This is a genomic window from Vibrio paracholerae, from assembly GCF_037672085.1.
Taxonomy (GTDB): domain Bacteria; phylum Pseudomonadota; class Gammaproteobacteria; order Enterobacterales; family Vibrionaceae; genus Vibrio; species Vibrio cholerae.
The window spans coordinates 373,751-390,111 of the sequence record NZ_JBBHLM010000002.1; the positions used below are offsets into that span (position 1 = coordinate 373,751).

Annotated in this window: 31 protein-coding genes; 28 read left to right on the top strand and 3 right to left on the bottom strand. The window is 46.8% G+C overall.

Annotation, left to right across the window (positions count from 1 at the left end; all coding sequences use genetic code 11):
• The first annotated feature begins 1 nt into the window (after position 1).
• The 27 genes from rplC to rplQ all read left to right on the top strand — a co-directional run bounded on the left by rplC (position 2) and on the right by rplQ (position 13,345).
• The gene (gene rplC / locus R4537_RS07010) at positions 2–631 is read left to right on the top strand and encodes a 50S ribosomal protein L3 (protein WP_000579842.1); all 630 of its coding nucleotides are present in this window, start codon (positions 2–4) and stop codon (positions 629–631) included.
• 16 nt (positions 632–647) lie between these two features.
• Positions 648–1,250 (top strand): 50S ribosomal protein L4, encoded by a 603-nt coding sequence (rplD, locus tag R4537_RS07015; protein WP_000422344.1) that lies wholly within the window; start codon positions 648–650, stop codon positions 1,248–1,250.
• Entirely contained in the window at positions 1,247–1,549 is a 303-nt protein-coding gene (gene rplW / locus R4537_RS07020; RefSeq protein WP_000617541.1) for a 50S ribosomal protein L23, read from the top strand. The genes rplD and rplW overlap by 4 nt, the downstream gene beginning before the upstream one ends.
• Positions 1,550–1,565: 16 nt before the next feature.
• Positions 1,566–2,390 carry a 50S ribosomal protein L2 gene (gene rplB, locus R4537_RS07025; protein WP_001018908.1) on the top strand — a complete coding sequence of 275 codons (825 nt, stop codon included), beginning with the start codon at positions 1,566–1,568 and terminating at the stop codon, positions 2,388–2,390.
• Positions 2,391–2,410: 20 nt separating this feature from the next.
• Entirely contained in the window at positions 2,411–2,689 is a 279-nt protein-coding gene (gene rpsS, locus R4537_RS07030; protein WP_001138114.1) for a 30S ribosomal protein S19, read from the top strand.
• Positions 2,690–2,699: 10 nt separating this feature from the next.
• Complete coding sequence (rplV, locus tag R4537_RS07035) at positions 2,700–3,032, top strand: 50S ribosomal protein L22 (protein WP_000387269.1); 333 nt, start codon at positions 2,700–2,702, stop codon at positions 3,030–3,032.
• A 19-nt stretch (positions 3,033–3,051) separates the two neighbouring features.
• Positions 3,052–3,753 carry a 30S ribosomal protein S3 gene (gene rpsC, locus R4537_RS07040; RefSeq protein ID WP_000529942.1) on the top strand — a complete coding sequence of 234 codons (702 nt, stop codon included), beginning with the start codon at positions 3,052–3,054 and terminating at the stop codon, positions 3,751–3,753.
• An 11-nt stretch (positions 3,754–3,764) separates the two neighbouring features.
• Positions 3,765–4,175 carry a 50S ribosomal protein L16 gene (gene rplP, locus R4537_RS07045; protein ID WP_000941218.1) on the top strand — a complete coding sequence of 137 codons (411 nt, stop codon included), beginning with the start codon at positions 3,765–3,767 and terminating at the stop codon, positions 4,173–4,175.
• Positions 4,175–4,366, top strand: coding sequence for a 50S ribosomal protein L29 (rpmC, locus tag R4537_RS07050; RefSeq protein WP_000647192.1), 192 nt, complete (start codon positions 4,175–4,177; stop codon positions 4,364–4,366). Before rplP ends, rpmC begins: the two co-directional genes overlap by 1 nt.
• Entirely contained in the window at positions 4,366–4,620 is a 255-nt protein-coding gene (gene rpsQ, locus R4537_RS07055; RefSeq protein WP_001280802.1) for a 30S ribosomal protein S17, read from the top strand. Before rpmC ends, rpsQ begins: the two co-directional genes overlap by 1 nt.
• A gap of 162 nt (positions 4,621–4,782) precedes the next feature.
• Positions 4,783–5,154 (top strand): 50S ribosomal protein L14, encoded by a 372-nt coding sequence (rplN, locus tag R4537_RS07060; RefSeq protein ID WP_000615540.1) that lies wholly within the window; start codon positions 4,783–4,785, stop codon positions 5,152–5,154.
• Between the two features lie 12 nt (positions 5,155–5,166).
• A complete protein-coding gene (gene rplX, locus R4537_RS07065) occupies positions 5,167–5,484 on the top strand; it encodes a 50S ribosomal protein L24 (protein WP_000729176.1) in 318 nt (105 codons plus the stop codon).
• A 24-nt stretch (positions 5,485–5,508) separates the two neighbouring features.
• Positions 5,509–6,048 carry a 50S ribosomal protein L5 gene (gene rplE, locus R4537_RS07070; protein WP_001096208.1) on the top strand — a complete coding sequence of 180 codons (540 nt, stop codon included), beginning with the start codon at positions 5,509–5,511 and terminating at the stop codon, positions 6,046–6,048.
• A 17-nt stretch (positions 6,049–6,065) separates the two neighbouring features.
• Positions 6,066–6,371: a 30S ribosomal protein S14 gene (rpsN, locus tag R4537_RS07075; RefSeq protein WP_001118926.1), complete on the top strand. Its 306-nt coding sequence runs from the start codon at positions 6,066–6,068 to the stop codon at positions 6,369–6,371.
• A 29-nt stretch (positions 6,372–6,400) separates the two neighbouring features.
• Positions 6,401–6,793, top strand: coding sequence for a 30S ribosomal protein S8 (gene rpsH / locus R4537_RS07080; RefSeq protein ID WP_000062614.1), 393 nt, complete (start codon positions 6,401–6,403; stop codon positions 6,791–6,793).
• Positions 6,794–6,807: 14 nt separating this feature from the next.
• A complete protein-coding gene (gene rplF / locus R4537_RS07085) occupies positions 6,808–7,341 on the top strand; it encodes a 50S ribosomal protein L6 (protein WP_000091926.1) in 534 nt (177 codons plus the stop codon).
• A 9-nt stretch (positions 7,342–7,350) separates the two neighbouring features.
• Complete coding sequence (rplR, locus tag R4537_RS07090; protein WP_000358092.1) at positions 7,351–7,704, top strand: 50S ribosomal protein L18; 354 nt, start codon at positions 7,351–7,353, stop codon at positions 7,702–7,704.
• Positions 7,705–7,718: 14 nt separating this feature from the next.
• Positions 7,719–8,222, top strand: a complete 504-nt coding sequence (gene rpsE, locus R4537_RS07095) for a 30S ribosomal protein S5 (protein ID WP_001040927.1) — start codon at positions 7,719–7,721, stop codon at positions 8,220–8,222.
• Positions 8,223–8,229: 7 nt separating this feature from the next.
• Positions 8,230–8,406, top strand: a complete 177-nt coding sequence (rpmD, locus tag R4537_RS07100) for a 50S ribosomal protein L30 (protein WP_000201159.1) — start codon at positions 8,230–8,232, stop codon at positions 8,404–8,406.
• Positions 8,407–8,411: 5 nt separating this feature from the next.
• Complete coding sequence (gene rplO / locus R4537_RS07105) at positions 8,412–8,846, top strand: 50S ribosomal protein L15 (RefSeq protein WP_000926115.1); 435 nt, start codon at positions 8,412–8,414, stop codon at positions 8,844–8,846.
• Between the two features lie 20 nt (positions 8,847–8,866).
• Positions 8,867–10,201, top strand: a complete 1,335-nt coding sequence (secY, locus tag R4537_RS07110) for a preprotein translocase subunit SecY (RefSeq protein ID WP_071179279.1) — start codon at positions 8,867–8,869, stop codon at positions 10,199–10,201.
• 37 nt (positions 10,202–10,238) lie between these two features.
• The gene (gene rpmJ / locus R4537_RS07115; protein ID WP_000868186.1) at positions 10,239–10,352 is read left to right on the top strand and encodes a 50S ribosomal protein L36; all 114 of its coding nucleotides are present in this window, start codon (positions 10,239–10,241) and stop codon (positions 10,350–10,352) included.
• Positions 10,353–10,501: 149 nt separating this feature from the next.
• Positions 10,502–10,858 (top strand): 30S ribosomal protein S13, encoded by a 357-nt coding sequence (rpsM, locus tag R4537_RS07120; protein ID WP_000090771.1) that lies wholly within the window; start codon positions 10,502–10,504, stop codon positions 10,856–10,858.
• Positions 10,859–10,877: 19 nt separating this feature from the next.
• On the top strand, positions 10,878–11,267 hold the full coding sequence (gene rpsK / locus R4537_RS07125; RefSeq protein WP_001118870.1) for a 30S ribosomal protein S11: 390 nt from the start codon (positions 10,878–10,880) through the stop codon (positions 11,265–11,267).
• Between the two features lie 27 nt (positions 11,268–11,294).
• Positions 11,295–11,915, top strand: a complete 621-nt coding sequence (gene rpsD / locus R4537_RS07130) for a 30S ribosomal protein S4 (protein WP_000135213.1) — start codon at positions 11,295–11,297, stop codon at positions 11,913–11,915.
• A gap of 24 nt (positions 11,916–11,939) precedes the next feature.
• Positions 11,940–12,932, top strand: a complete 993-nt coding sequence (locus R4537_RS07135) for a DNA-directed RNA polymerase subunit alpha (protein WP_001162087.1) — start codon at positions 11,940–11,942, stop codon at positions 12,930–12,932.
• A 26-nt stretch (positions 12,933–12,958) separates the two neighbouring features.
• Positions 12,959–13,345: a 50S ribosomal protein L17 gene (gene rplQ, locus R4537_RS07140; RefSeq protein ID WP_001216360.1), complete on the top strand. Its 387-nt coding sequence runs from the start codon at positions 12,959–12,961 to the stop codon at positions 13,343–13,345.
• Positions 13,346–13,488: 143 nt separating this feature from the next.
• Here the strand turns inward: rplQ and R4537_RS07145 are convergent, their stop codons facing one another.
• Together R4537_RS07145 and R4537_RS07150 are read right to left on the bottom strand one after the other, a co-directional pair.
• The gene (locus tag R4537_RS07145; protein ID WP_071179278.1) at positions 13,489–13,965 is read right to left on the bottom strand and encodes a DUF2780 domain-containing protein; all 477 of its coding nucleotides are present in this window, start codon (positions 13,963–13,965) and stop codon (positions 13,489–13,491) included.
• Between the two features lie 139 nt (positions 13,966–14,104).
• Positions 14,105–14,725: a BamJ family beta-barrel-assembly machinery protein gene (locus R4537_RS07150; RefSeq protein WP_071179277.1), complete on the bottom strand. Its 621-nt coding sequence runs from the start codon at positions 14,723–14,725 to the stop codon at positions 14,105–14,107.
• A gap of 225 nt (positions 14,726–14,950) precedes the next feature.
• On the opposite strand from R4537_RS07150, the gene R4537_RS07155 reads away from it, so the two are divergent.
• Positions 14,951–15,517, top strand: a complete 567-nt coding sequence (locus tag R4537_RS07155) for a LysM-like peptidoglycan-binding domain-containing protein (RefSeq protein ID WP_001082017.1) — start codon at positions 14,951–14,953, stop codon at positions 15,515–15,517.
• Here R4537_RS07155 and R4537_RS07160 read toward each other — a convergent pair.
• Entirely contained in the window at positions 15,467–16,360 is an 894-nt protein-coding gene (locus tag R4537_RS07160; RefSeq protein WP_032482683.1) for a DMT family transporter, read from the bottom strand. The genes R4537_RS07155 and R4537_RS07160 overlap by 51 nt on opposite strands.
• Between the last annotated feature and the right edge of the window lies 1 nt (position 16,361).

A 16,361-nucleotide genomic window follows, 5' to 3' on the forward strand; every position in this document is an offset into this window, starting at 1 on the left:
AATGATTGGTCTAGTCGGACGTAAAGTGGGTATGACCCGCGTATTTACTGAAGAAGGCGTTTCTATCCCAGTAACAGTTGTTGAGGTTGAAGCGAACCGTGTTACTCAAGTGAAAACGCTTGAGACTGATGGTTATGCTGCGATCCAAGTCACTGCTGGTGCTAAGAAAGCTAACCGTGTTACTAAGCCAGAAGCTGGTCACTTTGCGAAAGCGGGTGTAGAAGCTGGTCGCGGTCTTTGGGAATTCCGTTTAGAAAACGGCGAAGAGTTTGCAGTAGGTTCTGAACTGACTGTTGAACTGTTCAACGAAGTAAAAAAAGTAGACGTTACTGGTACATCTAAAGGTAAAGGTTTCCAAGGTGCTGTTAAGCGCTGGAACTTCCGCACTCAAGATATGACTCACGGTAACTCATTGTCTCACCGCGCTCCTGGTTCAATTGGCCAATGTCAAACCCCAGGCCGCGTGTTTAAAGGCAAGAAAATGGCAGGTCACATGGGTGCTGAGCGTGTAACGACTCAAAACCTAGAGATCGTACGTGTTGACGCTGAGCGCAATCTGCTTCTGATTAAAGGTGCAGTCCCAGGCGCAACTGGCGCTAACGTGATCGTCAAACCAGCTGTTAAAGCGTAACGTCTAGGAGTAAGTAATGGAATTGATGGTTAAAGGTGCTAACGCACTAACTGTTTCCGAAACTACTTTCGGACGTGAGTTCAACGAAGCTCTTGTACACCAAGTAGTTGTTGCTTATGCAGCAGGTGCTCGTCAAGGTACTCGTGCTCAAAAGACACGTTCAGAAGTTTCTGGCGGTGGCGCTAAGCCATGGCGTCAAAAAGGTACTGGCCGTGCACGTGCTGGTACAATCCGTAGCCCAATCTGGCGTACAGGTGGCGTTACTTTTGCTGCGAAACCACAAGATCACAGCCAAAAAGTAAACAAAAAAATGTACCGTGGTGCTATGAAGAGCATTCTGTCTGAGCTAGTTCGTCAAGAGCGTCTAATCGTTGTTGAAAACTTCTCAGTTGAAGCTCCAAAGACCAAAGCTCTGGTAGCTAAGCTAAAAGAACTTGAGCTGAACGATGTTCTCATCGTTACTGGCGAAGTAGACGAGAATCTGTTCTTAGCTGCTCGTAACCTGTACAAAGTTGACGTGCGTGACGTAACTGGTATCGATCCAGTAAGCCTCATCGCATTTGACAAGGTTCTAATGACTGCTGCTGCAGTTAAGCAAGTTGAGGAGATGCTGGCATGATCCGTGAAGAGCGTCTACTAAAAGTTCTACGTGCTCCGCACATCTCTGAAAAAGCAACTATGTCTGCTGAGAAAGCGAACACTATCGTTTTCAAAGTAGCAAAAGATGCAACAAAGAAAGAGATCAAAGCAGCTGTAGAAAAGCTATTTGAAGTTGAAGTTAAGTCTGTAAATACCCTGATCATCAAGGGTAAGACCAAGCGTCAAGGTGTACGCCAAGGCCGTCGTTCAGACGTGAAAAAAGCGTACGTGACTTTGAATGAAGGTCAAGATCTTGACTTCGTTGGCGGCGCGGAATAACAGGAGTAGTTGAAAAATGGCTATTGTTAAATGTAAGCCGACTTCGGCTGGTCGTCGTCACGTTGTTAAAGTTGTTAACGCTGACCTTCATAAAGGTAAGCCTTACGCACCTCTTCTAGAGAAAAACTCTAAGAACGGTGGTCGTAACAACAACGGTCGTATCACAGTACGTCACATCGGTGGTGGTCACAAGCAGCACTATCGTTTGGTTGATTTCAAACGTACTAAAGACGGTATCCCAGCGAAAGTTGAGCGTCTAGAATACGATCCAAACCGTAGCGCAAACATTGCTCTCGTTCTGTACGCAGACGGTGAGCGTCGTTACATCATTGCACCGAAAGGTCTGCAAGCGGGTGACGTTATCCAATCTGGCCCAGATGCGCCGATCAAAGCGGGTAACGCAATGCCAATGCGCAACATCCCAGTTGGTTCAACAATCCACAACGTTGAATTGACTCCAGGAAAAGGCGCTCAGCTGGCTCGTTCTGCTGGTGCTTACGCGCAACTTGTTGCTCGTGATGGTGCATACGTAACTCTACGTCTACGTTCTGGCGAAATGCGTAAAGTGTTGTCTGAAGGCCGTGCAACTATCGGTGAAGTAGGCAATGCTGAGCATATGCTGCGTGAACTAGGTAAAGCTGGTGCAGCTCGCTGGCGCGGTGTTCGTCCAACCGTTCGCGGTGTGGTAATGAACCCGGTTGACCACCCACACGGTGGTGGTGAAGGTCGTACTTCTGGTGGTCGTCACCCTGTATCTCCTTGGGGCGTACCAACTAAAGGCTACAAGACACGTAGTAACAAACGCACTGACAAGTACATCGTACGTCGTCGTAATAAGTAATCTATTTAAGAGGATAAGCCATGCCACGTTCTCTCAAGAAAGGTCCATTTATTGACCTACACTTGCTGAAGAAGGTAGAGAAAGCGGTGGAAAGCGGAGACAAAAAGCCTATTAAGACTTGGTCCCGTCGTTCAATGATCATTCCAACAATGATCGGTTTGACCATCGCTGTCCATAATGGTCGTCAACACGTTCCAGTTTTCGTAACTGACGAGATGATCGGTCACAAGCTGGGCGAATTTGCACCTACTCGTACTTACCGCGGTCACGCTGCGGATAAGAAAGCTAAGAAGAAATAAGGGGTAAATGATGGAAGCTATCGCTAAACATAACTTTGCTCGTATTTCTCCTCAGAAAGCTCGCTTAGTTGCAGACCAAATCCGCGGCAAGTCTGTGGATCAAGCTCTAGAACTTCTGACTTTCAGCAACAAAAAAGCGGCTGAGCTAGTTAAGAAAGTTCTGGAATCTGCAATCGCGAACGCAGAGCACAACGAAGGTGCGGATATCGACGATCTACGTGTCGCTAAAATCTTCGTAGATGAGGGCCCAGTCATGAAGCGTATTATGCCTCGTGCTAAAGGCCGTGCGGATCGTATCTTGAAGCGTTCAAGCCACATTACTGTGGTTGTCGCAGATCGCTAAGAGACTAGGAGAGTAAGCAATGGGTCAGAAAGTACATCCAAATGGTATTCGTTTAGGCATCGTTAAGCCTTGGAATGCTACATGGTTTGCTAACACCAAAGATTTCGCTGACAACCTAGACGGCGACTTCAAGGTACGTCAATACCTATCTAAGGAATTGGCAAACGCGTCTCTGTCACGCATCGTTATCGAACGTCCTGCGAAGAGCATCCGTGTGACTATTCACACTGCTCGTCCAGGTGTTGTTATCGGTAAGAAAGGCGAAGACGTTGAAAAACTGCGTGCAGCAGTAGCAAAAATTGCTGGCGTACCAGCGCAAATCAACATCGCTGAAGTACGTAAGCCTGAGCTGGATGGTCAGCTTGTGGCTGATAGCATCGCGTCTCAACTAGAGCGTCGTGTAATGTTCCGTCGTGCTATGAAGCGCGCAGTACAAAACGCAATGCGTCTAGGCGCTAAAGGTATCAAAGTGGAAGTAAGCGGTCGTCTAGGCGGCGCTGAAATCGCTCGTTCAGAGTGGTACCGTGAAGGCCGTGTGCCTCTACACACTCTGCGTGCTGACATTGATTACGCAACTTCTTCGGCTCACACCACTTACGGTGTAATCGGCGTTAAAGTCTGGATCTTCAAAGGTGAGATCCTAGGCGGTATGCCAGCAGCAACTGAAGTTGCAGAGCCAAAGGCTGACAAGCCGAAGAAGCAGCGTAAAGGCCGTAAGTAAGGAGTCGACAGATGCTACAACCTAAACGTACTAAGTTCCGTAAGGTTCAGACTGGTCGTAACCGTGGTCTAGCGAAAGGTACTGAAGTAAGCTTCGGCTCTTTTGGTCTTAAAGCTGTTGGCCGTGGTCGTCTGACTGCTCGTCAAATCGAAGCAGCACGTCGTGCTATGACGCGTCACATTAAGCGTCAAGGTAAAATCTGGATCCGTGTGTTCCCAGACAAACCAATCACAGAAAAACCACTAGAAGTTCGTCAAGGTAAGGGTAAAGGTAACGTTGAGTACTGGGTAGCCCAAATCCAACCTGGTAAGGTTATGTACGAAGTTGATGGTGTACCTGAAGAATTGGCACGTGAAGCGTTCCGCCTAGCGGCTCGCAAACTGCCATTCAAGACTACATTTGTAACTAAGCAGGTGATGTGATGAAAGCACAAGATCTACGCGAAAAAAGCGTTGAAGAGCTGAACTCTGAGCTACTGAATTTGCTAAAAGAGCAGTTCAACTTGCGCATGCAAGCTGCAACTGGTCAACTGCAGCAGACTCATACTCTGAAAGCTGTACGCCGTGATATCGCACGTGTGAAAACTGTTTTGACTGAGAAGGCAGGCGCATAATGAGCGACAAAATTCGTACTCAACTAGGTCGTGTTGTTAGCGACAAGATGGACAAGTCTATCGTTGTTGCTATCGAGCGCATGGTGAAGCACCCTATCTACGGTAAATTCGTTAAGCGCACGACTAAAGTACACGCACATGACGAAAACAACGAGTGTGGCATTGGCGACACTGTTGAAATTCGTGAATGTCGTCCACTGTCTAAGACTAAGTCTTGGACTCTGGTGAAAATTGTAGAAAAAGCGAAGATCTAATCTCCACTTTTTCTCGCAATTCAGGCGGCTCCAATTATTTTTGGAGCCGTTTGTTTTTTGACTACCCAATCAAAAAAAAGGGTGGTACAATTCGCGTCCCTTTAAAGAGGCAGCCCGACCCGAGATGGGTCTAGTTTTTTTAATATTTAGCGGAGCACTAACATGATCCAAATGCAAACTATGCTGGATGCAGCTGATAACTCAGGCGCTCGCAGCGTAATGTGTATTAAGGTTCTGGGTGGCTCTCACCGTCGTTACGCCCACGTTGGCGACATCATCAAAGTTACTGTTAAGGAAGCAATTCCTCGCGGTAAAGTGAAAAAAGGTGATGTGTTAAAGGCGGTGGTAGTTCGCACCCGTAAAGGCGTACGTCGTCCAGACGGTTCTGTCATTCGCTTCGACCGTAATGCTTGCGTTCTGTTGAACAACAACAGTGAGCAACCTATCGGTACACGTATCTTTGGTCCAGTGACTCGTGAACTTCGTAATGCGAAATTCATGAAGATTGTATCACTGGCTCCAGAAGTTCTGTAAGGAGCGGCAACAATGGCAGCTAAAATCCGTCAAAATGACGAAGTAATCGTTCTTGCTGGGAAAGACAAAGGCAAGAAAGGTAAAGTAACTAAGGTTCTGGCAACTGGTAAAGTTATCGTTGAAGGTATCAATCTAGTTAAGAAACATCAGAAACCTGTTCCTGCAATGGGTGTCCAAGGTGGCATCGTTGAGCAAGAAGCAGCAATCGACGTTTCTAACATTGCGATTTTCAACGCAGCAACTGGTAAAGCAGACCGCATCGGTTTCCGTTTCGAAGATGGTAAGAAAGTTCGTTTCTTTAAATCTAACAACGAAATCGTTTCTAACTAATTAGAAGTAATTTGGAGTTCTACTATGGCGAAACTGCATGATTACTACAAGTCGTCTGTAGTCGCTGAGCTGACCAAACAGTTCAGTTACACAAGCGTCATGCAAGTCCCTAGAATTGAGAAAATCACCCTCAATATGGGCGTTGGTGAAGCAATCAACGATAAGAAACTACTTGAAAATGCAGCGTCTGATATGGCGATCATCTCTGGCCAAAAGCCACTGATCACTAAAGCGCGCAAATCTGTAGCTGGTTTCAAAATTCGTGAAGGCTACCCAATTGGTTGTAAAGTAACCTTGCGTGGCGAGCGCATGTGGGATTTCTTAGAGCGTTTGATTTCTATCGCTCTACCACGTGTACGTGACTTCCGCGGTGTTAACGGCAAGTCTTTTGACGGTCGCGGTAACTACAGCATGGGCGTTCGCGAGCAAATCATCTTTCCGGAAATCGACTACGATAAAGTCGATCGTGTACGCGGTCTTGATATCACTATCACGACTACCGCTGGTACCGATGAGGAAGGCCGTGCTCTGCTGGCTGCCTTTAACTTCCCATTCCGTAAGTAAGGTGAAGGGTTACTGTTATGGCTAAACAATCAATGAAAGCACGTGAAGAAAAACGTGCGAAGCTGGTAGCTCAGTTCGCTGAAAAGCGTGCAACTCTGAAAGCTATCATCAGCGATGTAAACGCATCTGAAGAAGATCGTTGGAACGCGGTTCTTAAACTGCAATCTCTTCCACGTGATTCAAGTCGTTCTCGTCAGCGTAACCGTTGCAACCAAACTGGTCGCCCACACGGTTTCCTACGTAAGTTCGGTCTAAGCCGTATTAAAGTTCGTGAAGCTTGCATGAAAGGCGAGATTCCAGGACTTCGTAAGGCTAGCTGGTAATTGCCACTTAATCATTTGGAGTAAAGTTTATGAGCATGCAAGATCCGATTTCGGATATGCTGACCCGCATTCGTAACGGTCAGGCAGCAAACAAAGTTGCTGTAAAAATGCCTTCTTCAAAGCTGAAAGTTGCAATTGCTGCACTTCTGAAAGCAGAAGGTTATATCGCTGATTTCGCTGTTGAAGGCGAAGTGAAAGCAGAGCTGGAAATCACTCTTAAGTATTTCCAAGCAAAACCAGTAATCGAGCAAATCAAACGCGTTTCTCGTCCAGGTCTTCGTGTTTACAAGAAGAAAGACGAGCTTCCATCTGTAATGGGTGGTCTAGGCGTTGCTGTCGTTTCCACTTCCAAGGGTCTGATGTCAGACCGCGCTGCTCGTAAAGCAGGTCTTGGCGGTGAAATCATTTGCTACGTAGCATAATTAAGGAGTAGAACATGTCTCGTGTTGCTAAAGCACCTGTCGCTATTCCAGCTGGCGTAGAGGTGAAACTGAACGGCCAAGAGATCACTATCAAAGGTGCTAAAGGCGAACTTTCTCGCGTTTTCCACAAGGGTGTAGTGATCGCACAAGAAGACAACCAACTGACTTTTGGTCCACGTGAAGGCGTAGCCAACGCATGGGCACAAGCAGGTACTGCACGTGCTCTAGTTAAGAACATGGTTGTTGGTGTTACTGAAGGCTTTACTAAGAAACTCGTTCTGAAGGGTGTTGGTTACCGTGCTGCTATGAAAGGCAACGCTGTAGGCTTGACTCTGGGTTTCTCTCACCCTGTTGAGCATGAACTGCCAGAGGGTATTAAAGCTGAATGTCCAAGCCAAACTGAAATCGTACTGACTGGTTGTGACAAACAACTTGTTGGTCAGGTTGCGGCTGACATTCGTTCTTACCGCGCGCCTGAGCCTTACAAAGGCAAAGGTATTCGTTACGCAGATGAAAATGTGCGTAGTAAAGAAGCTAAGAAGAAGTAAGGTAACACTATGGATAAGAAAGCATCTCGCATCCGTCGTGCTACACGTGCACGACGTAAGATTGCAGAACTGGGTGCAACTCGCCTAGTAGTACACCGTACTCCTCGTCACGTGTACGCACAAGTGATTGCAGCTAATGGCTCTGAGGTTATCGCCGCCGCTTCTACTGTAGAAAAAGCGATCCGTGAGCAAGTGAAATACACCGGTAACATCGATGCAGCGAAAGCAGTGGGTAAAGCTGTTGCAGAGCGCGCACTTGAAAAAGGCGTAACTGTAGTTGCGTTTGATCGTTCTGGTTTCCAATACCACGGTCGAGTAGCAGCGCTAGCAGATTCTGCTCGCGAAGCTGGTCTGAAATTCTAAGGTAGGGTTGGAAGATGGCTAAAGAACAACAAGTTCAAGCGAATGATTTGCAAGAGAAATTAATCGCAGTTAACCGTGTTTCTAAAACGGTTAAAGGTGGTCGAATCATGAGCTTTACTGCACTGACTGTAGTTGGTGACGGTAACGGTCGTGTAGGTTTCGGTTACGGTAAAGCCCGTGAAGTACCTGCTGCGATCCAAAAAGCAATGGAAAAAGCACGTCGTAGCATGGTTACGATCGCGCTGAACGAAGGTACTCTTCACCACCCAGTGAAAGGTCGCCATTCGGGCTCTAAAGTTTACATGCAGCCTGCTGCAGAAGGTACTGGTGTAATCGCCGGCGGTGCGATGCGTGCAGTACTTGAAGTTGCTGGTGTACACAACGTTTTGTCTAAAGCGTACGGTTCAACGAACCCAATCAATATCGTTCGTGCAACGATTGATGCGCTAGTAGACGTTAAGTCACCAGAAATGGTTGCTGCTAAACGTGGTCTAACTGTTGAATCAATTTCGGAGTAAGAACACAATGGCAACTATTAAAGTAACTCAAACTAAAAGCTCAATTGGTCGCCTGCCAAAGCATAAAGCTACACTGCGCGGTTTAGGTCTTCGTAAAATCAACCACACAGTAGAACTTGAAGATACGCCATGTGTTCGTGGCATGATCAACAAGGTTTACTACATGGTTAAAGTTGAGGAGTAATCATAATGCTATTGAATACTCTATCACCGGCCGCGGGTTCTAAACATGCCCCTAAGCGTTTAGGTCGTGGTGTCGGTTCAGGCCTTGGTAAAACAGGTGGCCGTGGTCACAAAGGTCAAAAGTCACGTTCTGGCGGCAAAGTACGTCCAGGTTTTGAAGGCGGTCAAATGCCTCTGAAACAACGTCTACCAAAATTCGGTTTCACTTCTCGTAAGAGCTTTGTGTCTGCTGAAGTTCGTCTGTCTGAACTGGCGAAAGTAACTGGTGACGTAGTTGATCTGAATGCTCTGAAAGCAGCAAACCTCGTTACTAAAAACATCGAGTTTGCAAAAATCGTTCTTTCTGGCGAGATCAACAAAGCAGTGACCGTAAAAGGTCTGCGCGTGACTAAAGGCGCTAAAGCTGCAATCGAAGCTGCAGGCGGTAAAATCGAGGAATAATCTCGAGGATTGAGGTACAGATGGCTAAAAAACCAGGACAAGATTTTCGTAGTGCTCAAAGCGGCTTAAGTGAACTAAAGTCGCGCTTGTTCTTCGTAATTTGTGCACTTTTAGTATTCCGAGCCGGCTCTTTTGTGCCGATTCCTGGTATTGACGCTGCTGTACTTGCCGAATTGTTCGAACAGCAAAAAGGTACCATCGTAGAAATGTTTAACATGTTCTCCGGTGGTGCTCTTGAGCGTGCATCTATTTTAGCACTGGGCATCATGCCGTATATTTCGGCGTCAATTGTTGTCCAGTTGCTAACAGTAGTTCATCCAGCGTTAGCGGAACTCAAAAAAGAGGGTGAAGCAGGCCGTCGTAAGATAAGCCAATATACGCGCTACGGCACGCTTGTACTTGCAACATTCCAAGCGATTGGTATTGCAACAGGCTTACCAAACATGGTCAACAATCTGGTTGTTATCGACCAAACCATGTTTACCCTGATTGCTACCGTGAGTTTAGTAACCGGTACCATGTTCTTAATGTGGTTAGGTGAACAAATTACAGAGCGTGGGATAGGAAATGGTATTTCGATACTGATTTTCGCAGGTATTGTTGCTGGATTGCCTTCGGCAATCGGTCAAACAATCGAGCAAGCGCGTCAAGGTGAACTGCATGTACTTCTTCTGCTGTTAATTGCAGTGTTAGCTTTTGCTGTGATTTACTTCGTTGTTTTCATGGAGCGTGGTCAACGTCGTATCGTCGTGAACTACGCGAAGCGTCAGCAAGGTCGTAAAGTATTCGCGGCACAAAGCACTCACTTGCCGTTGAAGATCAACATGGCTGGTGTTATCCCTGCAATTTTTGCGTCAAGCATTATTCTGTTCCCAGGAACATTGGCGCAGTGGTTTGGTCAAAACGGTGAAAGCAGCACATTCGGTTGGCTAACCGATGTGTCTTTAGCTCTAAGCCCAGGCCAGCCTCTGTATGTAATGCTTTATGCAGCGGCGATTATCTTCTTCTGTTTCTTCTATACCGCGTTGGTGTTTAACCCGCGTGAAACGGCAGATAACTTGAAGAAGTCTGGTGCATTCGTACCCGGTATCCGCCCAGGTGAGCAGACAGCGAAATATATCGATAAAGTAATGACACGTTTAACCCTTGCGGGCGCACTGTATATTACTTTTATCTGTCTAATCCCTGAGTTCATGATGGTCGCTTGGAACGTACGTTTCTACTTTGGTGGCACCTCACTACTGATTGTAGTTGTCGTGATCATGGACTTTATGGCACAGGTACAGACCCACTTGATGTCTCATCAATATGAGTCTGTGTTGAAAAAAGCAAATCTGAAAGGCTATGGCCGTTAATACGGCAGCAGTTCAGATAGATTTACGGAGTTTAGCAATGAAAGTTCGTGCTTCCGTTAAAAAAATCTGCCGTAACTGTAAAGTTATCAAGCGTAACGGTGTCGTTCGCGTGATTTGCAGTGAGCCAAAGCACAAGCAGCGCCAAGGCTAATTAGCAGAAATTTTTTACTTGAAAATTAAGGTAGTGTCGAGTATATTCCTCGGCCTACCTTTTGCGTGCAAAAGAAGTAGTATACCGCAACGTATCCTCGACGGGCTTTGTTGCGGGTAATTCTTTGATGAAAGTACTAGGAGTGCATAGTGGCCCGTATAGCAGGCATTAACATTCCTGATCATAAACATGCTGTAATCGCACTAACTGCGATCTACGGTATCGGTAAAACCCGTTCAAAAGCTATTCTAGCTGACCTGGGTATTGCTGAAAGTGTTAAGATCAGTGAACTAACTGAAGAGCAGATCGATCAACTGCGTGATGGTGTAGCTAAGTACACTGTAGAGGGTGATCTACGTCGTGAAGTTTCCATGAACATCAAGCGCCTAATGGATCTTGGTTGTTACCGTGGTCTTCGTCATCGTCGCAGTCTACCACTACGTGGACAGCGTACTAAAACCAACGCTCGCACCCGTAAGGGTCCGCGTAAGCCGATCAAGAAATAATCGGGAAGGGTAGAGTACAATGGCTAAACAACCAACTCGCGCACGTAAGCGTGTACGCAAGCAAGTTGCTGATGGCGTAGCGCATATCCACGCATCTTTCAACAACACAATCGTAACCATTACGGACCGTCAAGGTAATGCTCTTGCTTGGGCAACTGCTGGTGGTTCTGGTTTCCGCGGTTCTCGTAAGTCTACTCCGTTCGCTGCACAGGTTGCTGCTGAGCGTTGTGCTGAAATGGCTAAAGAATACGGCCTAAAGAACCTAGAGGTTATGGTTAAGGGTCCTGGTCCAGGTCGTGAATCTACTGTTCGCGCTCTGAATGCAGCTGGTTTCCGTATCACGAACATCGTTGATGCTACACCAATCCCTCATAACGGTTGTCGTCCACCGAAGAAACGTCGCGTTTAACGTTTCTAGGAAGATTGGAGAAAGATCATGGCAAGATATTTGGGTCCTAAGCTGAAGCTTAGCCGCCGCGAAGGTACTGACTTGTTCCTTAAGTCAGGCGTTCGTGCGATTGATACCAAGTGTAAAATTGATAACGCACCAGGCGTACACGGCGCTCGTCGCGGTCGTCTGTCTGAGTATGGCGTTCAGCTTCGTGAGAAGCAAAAAGTTCGTCGTATCTATGGCGTTTTAGAAAAACAATTCCGTAACTACTACAAAGAAGCTGCTCGCCTGAAAGGCAACACAGGTGCAAACCTGCTTCAGCTTCTGGAAGGTCGTCTGGATAACGTAGTTTACCGTATGGGTTTCGGTGCAACTCGCGCTGAAGCACGTCAGCTGGTTAGCCACAAAGCTATCCTAGTTAACGGTAAAGTAGTAAACGTTCCTTCTTTCAATGTTGCGGCAAACGACGTTGTTGCAGTTCGTGAGAAAGCGAAAAAGCAATCTCGCATCAAAGCGGCTCTAGAAGTTGCTGAACAACGCGAAAAACCAACTTGGATTGAAGTCGATGTAAACACGATGGAAGGTACTTTCAAGCGTCTGCCTGAGCGTTCCGATCTGTCTGCTGACATCAACGAACAATTGATCGTCGAGCTTTACTCTAAGTAAGGTTTAAACTAAAGAGAGGACACAATGCAGGGTTCTGTAACAGAATTTCTTAAGCCACGTCTTGTTGATATCGAACAAATCAGCACGACACACGCAAAAGTAACTCTTGAGCCGTTAGAGCGTGGTTTCGGCCATACTCTGGGTAATGCACTTCGCCGTATTCTTCTATCTTCAATGCCAGGTTGTGCTGTAACTGAAGTAGAGATTGAAGGCGTTCTTCACGAGTACAGCACCAAAGAAGGTGTTCAGGAAGATATCCTTGAGATTCTCTTGAACCTGAAAGGTCTGGCTGTTCGCGTTGCCGAAGGCAAAGATGAAGTGTTCATTACACTGAACAAATCAGGCTCGGGCCCTGTGGTTGCAGGTGACATCACCCATGACGGTGATGTAGAGATCGTAAACCCTGAACACGTTATTTGTCATTTAACTTCTGACAATGCTGCGATCGCTATGCGTATCAAAGTAGAACGTGGTCGTGGTTATGTTCCAGCTTCTGCCCGTATCCATACTGAAGAAGATGAGCGTCCAATTGGTCGTTTGCTTGTTGACGCGACTTTCAGCCCAGTAGACAAAATTGCCTACTCTGTTGAAGCAGCTCGTGTTGAACAGCGTACCGACTTGGACAAGCTTGTTATCGATATGGAAACTAACGGTACTCTTGAGCCTGAGGAAGCAATCCGTCGCGCAGCAACAATTCTTGCTGAGCAATTGGATGCGTTCGTAGATCTTCGTGATGTACGTGTACCTGAGGAGAAGGAAGAGAAGCCAGAATTCGATCCGATCCTACTGCGTCCTGTAGACGATCTTGAACTAACAGTTCGCTCTGCTAACTGTCTGAAAGCAGAAGCGATTCACTACATCGGTGATCTGGTACAGCGCACTGAGGTTGAGCTTCTTAAAACGCCAAACCTCGGTAAGAAGTCTCTTACAGAGATTAAAGACGTGCTTGCATCACGTGGTCTGTCTCTGGGCATGCGTCTAGAAAACTGGCCACCAGCGTCAATCGCTGAAGATTAATCGATATTAGTTAGAAGGATTAGGTCATGCGCCATCGTAAGAGTGGTCGTCAACTCAACCGCAACAGCAGTCATCGCAAAGCGATGTTCAGCAACATGGCTAGCTCTCTAGTACGTCATGAAGTTATCAAGACTACTTTGCCAAAAGCGAAAGAGCTGCGTCGCGTCGTTGAGCCTTTGATTACACTAGCTAAGACTGACAGTGTTGCTAACCGTCGTCTAGCATTTGCTCGCACTCGTGATAACGAAGTGGTAGCAAAACTGTTTAACGAACTAGGTCCACGTTTCGCTGCACGTCAAGGCGGCTACACTCGTATTCTGAAGTGTGGTTTCCGTGCAGGTGACAAAGCTCCAATGGCATACATTGAGCTGGTTGATCGCCCAGAAGCTGCTGTTGAAGCTGCTGCTGAGTAATCAGTTCGTCATGCAATAAAAGAGCCGGGCTAGCCCGGCTTTTTTATTTCTATTTTCTGCTTTATCTGGGTGTTAAAAGTGGGTTTTGCAACTTTTCACACTGTATCTCGATTTCACACTGTATACCGATAGTGGGCATGGCATTACTGCCATAGCTTACCTAACGATGCTAATAGGTCTTGACTCGCACCTTGCTGAGTCAGGTATTGCATCAATACTGGTACAAATTGTTCAACCATGCTGGCATCCAGTCCTAATGTGTTAAAGGCTTGGTTCACTTCTTTGCGTTGCAAAATAGTGCTGACATTTTGATTTGGGAGCAGTCCATTTAAATCACTCAGGCTTGGGATCAATTGACGTAATTCGCTCTTTTGATCGGTAGTTAAGTTGTTTTGAGCCTGTGCAAGCAAGGTTGCTACACCGCCTCCCGCTTGTTGCGGTGAAAGAGGAAATTGACTGGTAAATTGAGTCAATAAATCTTGAGTTGCCTTAGATTGGGAGAGAGTTTCACCAACTAATCCAGCAAGATCGTTCGAGCCTAGAGATTTGAGGTTGGGGAAAGCCAGAGCGGATGTGCTGACGAATGTCGAAATAAGTAAGGCAGTAAAACGATAGTGCATAATCACTCTCCATAGATGGCGCGTACCGTATTTTTCTAGTGTTCAAAAGTTCAGATTTAAACTTTGGATATGAGATAGTTTAATTAAAAAAGAGCGACCCAGTGGGCCGCTCTTTGTCACATTATTGCGAAAGCTAGACTTACAGGATATCCAGTAGTTCTACTTCAAAAACTAATGCTGCGAAAGGTGGAATTGCAGCACCTGCACCACGTTCGCCATAAGCGAGGTTGTGTGGAATATAGAGTTTCCACTTGGAGCCTGATGGCATGAGTTGCAAAGCTTCAACCCAACCGCGGATCACGCCAGTCACTGGGAATTCAGCAGGTTGGCCGCGAGATACTGAGCTATCAAATACAGTGCCATCAACCAGTTGACCGTGATAGTGTACGCGAACTGACTTATCGGATGTTGGGATTGGGCCATTACCTTCAACCAGCACTTCGTACTGCAGGCCTGACTCAAGAACCGTCACTTCTGGACGTAGAGCATTATCTTTCAGGAAAGCTTCACCTTCAGACGCGGCCACTTTAGCAGCTTCTTGACGGGCTTCTTCAGCGCGCATATGAATCGCATGTAGGGCTTGGTTGATCTCATCGACAGAAATCGCTGGTTGATCGCCAACCAGTGCTGTTGCGATACCCGCAGCAATTGCTGCCACGTTTAGGCCTTCAAGGCCGCTACCTGCCAACTGTTGGCCCATTTGCAGGCCGATGCCGTAGCTTGCTTTTTGTTCTACGGTTTCAAATTTTACTTCAGACATAAAAGTCACTCTTGGTCATTCAATAAAGGCGACAGAATAGCAGGTTAGGTTGAGTGATGAAACGTTTAGCGCCCAATCGATGCTATCCGTTCGGTGTGACTTGTCGCAGAAAGTTTAGCGAAAAACTTCAAGTTTGTGTCAAGCTTTGGCTTTCATGTCACTCGACTCTATACTCTAACCTCATGAATTTTTATACTGTGGGCAAGTAATTAAAGGACTTAGAACATGAACCGCCGCTACAAGAAGCCGCAGAAAATTGATTATTTGGCGATAATGCACGATTACTGGCAGCAAGTTGATTGGGCTTACTATCGCCAACAACTTCATACATTATGGTTGCGCTTACCACTCTTCCATCGTCGTGGCTTAATGGTGCTCACACCTGCTGTGCTGGTATTGATGGTGATTCCATTGCCGGATAAGCAAGAAGTGGCGGCGGAATCCACTAATTCGTCAAAACGTATTGAGGTTGGAATTAATACGCAAAGCTTGAGTGAACAACGCACGCAAGTGCAAACTGCACTGAAATCTTCGGCATGGCAAGAGTACGTAGTACGTCAAGGTGATACTTTATCTCAGGTGTTTCGTAACAATGCTCTGCCACTCACCGATATTAATGCGCTGGTTAAGGTGGAAGGTTCTGATAAACCGCTAAGCCAAATCCAAGCGGGTCAACTGATCCGCTTTAAATTGGCGGAAAATGGTCAATTAGACATTTTGCAGCTTGAACGTAATAATCAATCAGTGATGTTCTTCCGTCTCTCTGATGGCGGCTTTGGGCGCAGTAAATAATCCCCACCACTTTGCCAGCCATGCACTGGGCAACAAGGGCAAAATAATCATTCCGATCCCAAGCCAAGTTAGTGAGTCCAGCATTTCAGCAAACCAGAATGCGCCAAAAGCCGCGACAAAGATCAATCCTGAATACTCAGCCAGTGCGATTTGACTGGCTGGCGCTTTCTGATAGGCGGCGACGGCTAACCCGTTGTACAGCAGAATCAATCCTGAACTCGCTGCAATCCATAACCATTGATGTAAGCTGAGTGGCTGCCAATAGGCGGCCGCCAGTAAGCCGGAAATGGGGAGTGAAAAAAGTGTTGTCCACATTAGTGTGGTCACGACAGGTTGACGCTCCGGAATGGTGCGAGCGAGTAGGTTAAACAGTGCCAACGAACATGCCGTGCCCAATGCAAACAGGGCTGCCCAATGAAATTGCGACGGGCGCAAGACAATCAGTACCCCAAGAAAGCCGGTTACGGTTGCGATAATCTTAGCGCGTGTTGGTCTCTCTTTCAGAAACAGAATTGAGAGAGGCAGCATCAATAGTGGCGCGGCGTAAAACACTGCATTGGCGGTGGCTAGGGGTAAATACGAAATTGCGACCACCATACAGCCAGCGCCCAGTAGCACTAAATGAGCGCGGATTAGGGTGACCTTAGGATCATGTAGTTGACGTAAGACTTTGGGCTGTTTTCGCCACACGGGCCAGATGAGGGCAAAAGCAAAGAGTTGGCGTAAGAACATATATTGAAAAGGTACGACTTCACCTTGCAGCATTTTGACTGCCACATCAGAGAGCGAAGCCGCCAAATTGCCCAGAACCAGTAGCCAAACAGCCAACGCTACAGGGTTCATG

What these genes read in the sequence shown, in the direction of transcription:
- rpsH (WP_000062614.1), top strand. Translation starts at nt 6,401, where the DNA reads ATGAGCATGCAAGATCCGATTTCGGATATGCTGACCCGCATTCGTAAC.
- rplE (WP_001096208.1), top strand. Translation starts at nt 5,509, where the DNA reads ATGGCGAAACTGCATGATTACTACAAGTCGTCTGTAGTCGCTGAGCTG.
- rplQ (WP_001216360.1), top strand. Translation starts at nt 12,959, where the DNA reads ATGCGCCATCGTAAGAGTGGTCGTCAACTCAACCGCAACAGCAGTCAT.
- rplP (WP_000941218.1), top strand. Translation starts at nt 3,765, where the DNA reads ATGCTACAACCTAAACGTACTAAGTTCCGTAAGGTTCAGACTGGTCGT.
- rplC (WP_000579842.1), top strand. Translation starts at nt 2, where the DNA reads ATGATTGGTCTAGTCGGACGTAAAGTGGGTATGACCCGCGTATTTACT.
- rpsK (WP_001118870.1), top strand. Translation starts at nt 10,878, where the DNA reads ATGGCTAAACAACCAACTCGCGCACGTAAGCGTGTACGCAAGCAAGTT.
- R4537_RS07145 (WP_071179278.1), bottom strand. Translation starts at nt 13,965, where the DNA reads ATGCACTATCGTTTTACTGCCTTACTTATTTCGACATTCGTCAGCACA.
- rplX (WP_000729176.1), top strand. Translation starts at nt 5,167, where the DNA reads ATGGCAGCTAAAATCCGTCAAAATGACGAAGTAATCGTTCTTGCTGGG.
- rpmC (WP_000647192.1), top strand. Translation starts at nt 4,175, where the DNA reads ATGAAAGCACAAGATCTACGCGAAAAAAGCGTTGAAGAGCTGAACTCT.
- R4537_RS07160 (WP_032482683.1), bottom strand. Translation starts at nt 16,360, where the DNA reads ATGAACCCTGTAGCGTTGGCTGTTTGGCTACTGGTTCTGGGCAATTTG.
- secY (WP_071179279.1), top strand. Translation starts at nt 8,867, where the DNA reads ATGGCTAAAAAACCAGGACAAGATTTTCGTAGTGCTCAAAGCGGCTTA.
- rplR (WP_000358092.1), top strand. Translation starts at nt 7,351, where the DNA reads ATGGATAAGAAAGCATCTCGCATCCGTCGTGCTACACGTGCACGACGT.
- rplF (WP_000091926.1), top strand. Translation starts at nt 6,808, where the DNA reads ATGTCTCGTGTTGCTAAAGCACCTGTCGCTATTCCAGCTGGCGTAGAG.
- rplO (WP_000926115.1), top strand. Translation starts at nt 8,412, where the DNA reads ATGCTATTGAATACTCTATCACCGGCCGCGGGTTCTAAACATGCCCCT.
- rpsQ (WP_001280802.1), top strand. Translation starts at nt 4,366, where the DNA reads ATGAGCGACAAAATTCGTACTCAACTAGGTCGTGTTGTTAGCGACAAG.
- rplN (WP_000615540.1), top strand. Translation starts at nt 4,783, where the DNA reads ATGATCCAAATGCAAACTATGCTGGATGCAGCTGATAACTCAGGCGCT.
- rpmD (WP_000201159.1), top strand. Translation starts at nt 8,230, where the DNA reads ATGGCAACTATTAAAGTAACTCAAACTAAAAGCTCAATTGGTCGCCTG.
- rpsD (WP_000135213.1), top strand. Translation starts at nt 11,295, where the DNA reads ATGGCAAGATATTTGGGTCCTAAGCTGAAGCTTAGCCGCCGCGAAGGT.
- R4537_RS07150 (WP_071179277.1), bottom strand. Translation starts at nt 14,725, where the DNA reads ATGTCTGAAGTAAAATTTGAAACCGTAGAACAAAAAGCAAGCTACGGC.
- rpsC (WP_000529942.1), top strand. Translation starts at nt 3,052, where the DNA reads ATGGGTCAGAAAGTACATCCAAATGGTATTCGTTTAGGCATCGTTAAG.
- rpmJ (WP_000868186.1), top strand. Translation starts at nt 10,239, where the DNA reads ATGAAAGTTCGTGCTTCCGTTAAAAAAATCTGCCGTAACTGTAAAGTT.
- rpsS (WP_001138114.1), top strand. Translation starts at nt 2,411, where the DNA reads ATGCCACGTTCTCTCAAGAAAGGTCCATTTATTGACCTACACTTGCTG.
- R4537_RS07155 (WP_001082017.1), top strand. Translation starts at nt 14,951, where the DNA reads ATGAACCGCCGCTACAAGAAGCCGCAGAAAATTGATTATTTGGCGATA.
- rplV (WP_000387269.1), top strand. Translation starts at nt 2,700, where the DNA reads ATGGAAGCTATCGCTAAACATAACTTTGCTCGTATTTCTCCTCAGAAA.
- rplB (WP_001018908.1), top strand. Translation starts at nt 1,566, where the DNA reads ATGGCTATTGTTAAATGTAAGCCGACTTCGGCTGGTCGTCGTCACGTT.
- rpsN (WP_001118926.1), top strand. Translation starts at nt 6,066, where the DNA reads ATGGCTAAACAATCAATGAAAGCACGTGAAGAAAAACGTGCGAAGCTG.
- rplW (WP_000617541.1), top strand. Translation starts at nt 1,247, where the DNA reads ATGATCCGTGAAGAGCGTCTACTAAAAGTTCTACGTGCTCCGCACATC.
- rplD (WP_000422344.1), top strand. Translation starts at nt 648, where the DNA reads ATGGAATTGATGGTTAAAGGTGCTAACGCACTAACTGTTTCCGAAACT.
- rpsE (WP_001040927.1), top strand. Translation starts at nt 7,719, where the DNA reads ATGGCTAAAGAACAACAAGTTCAAGCGAATGATTTGCAAGAGAAATTA.
- R4537_RS07135 (WP_001162087.1), top strand. Translation starts at nt 11,940, where the DNA reads ATGCAGGGTTCTGTAACAGAATTTCTTAAGCCACGTCTTGTTGATATC.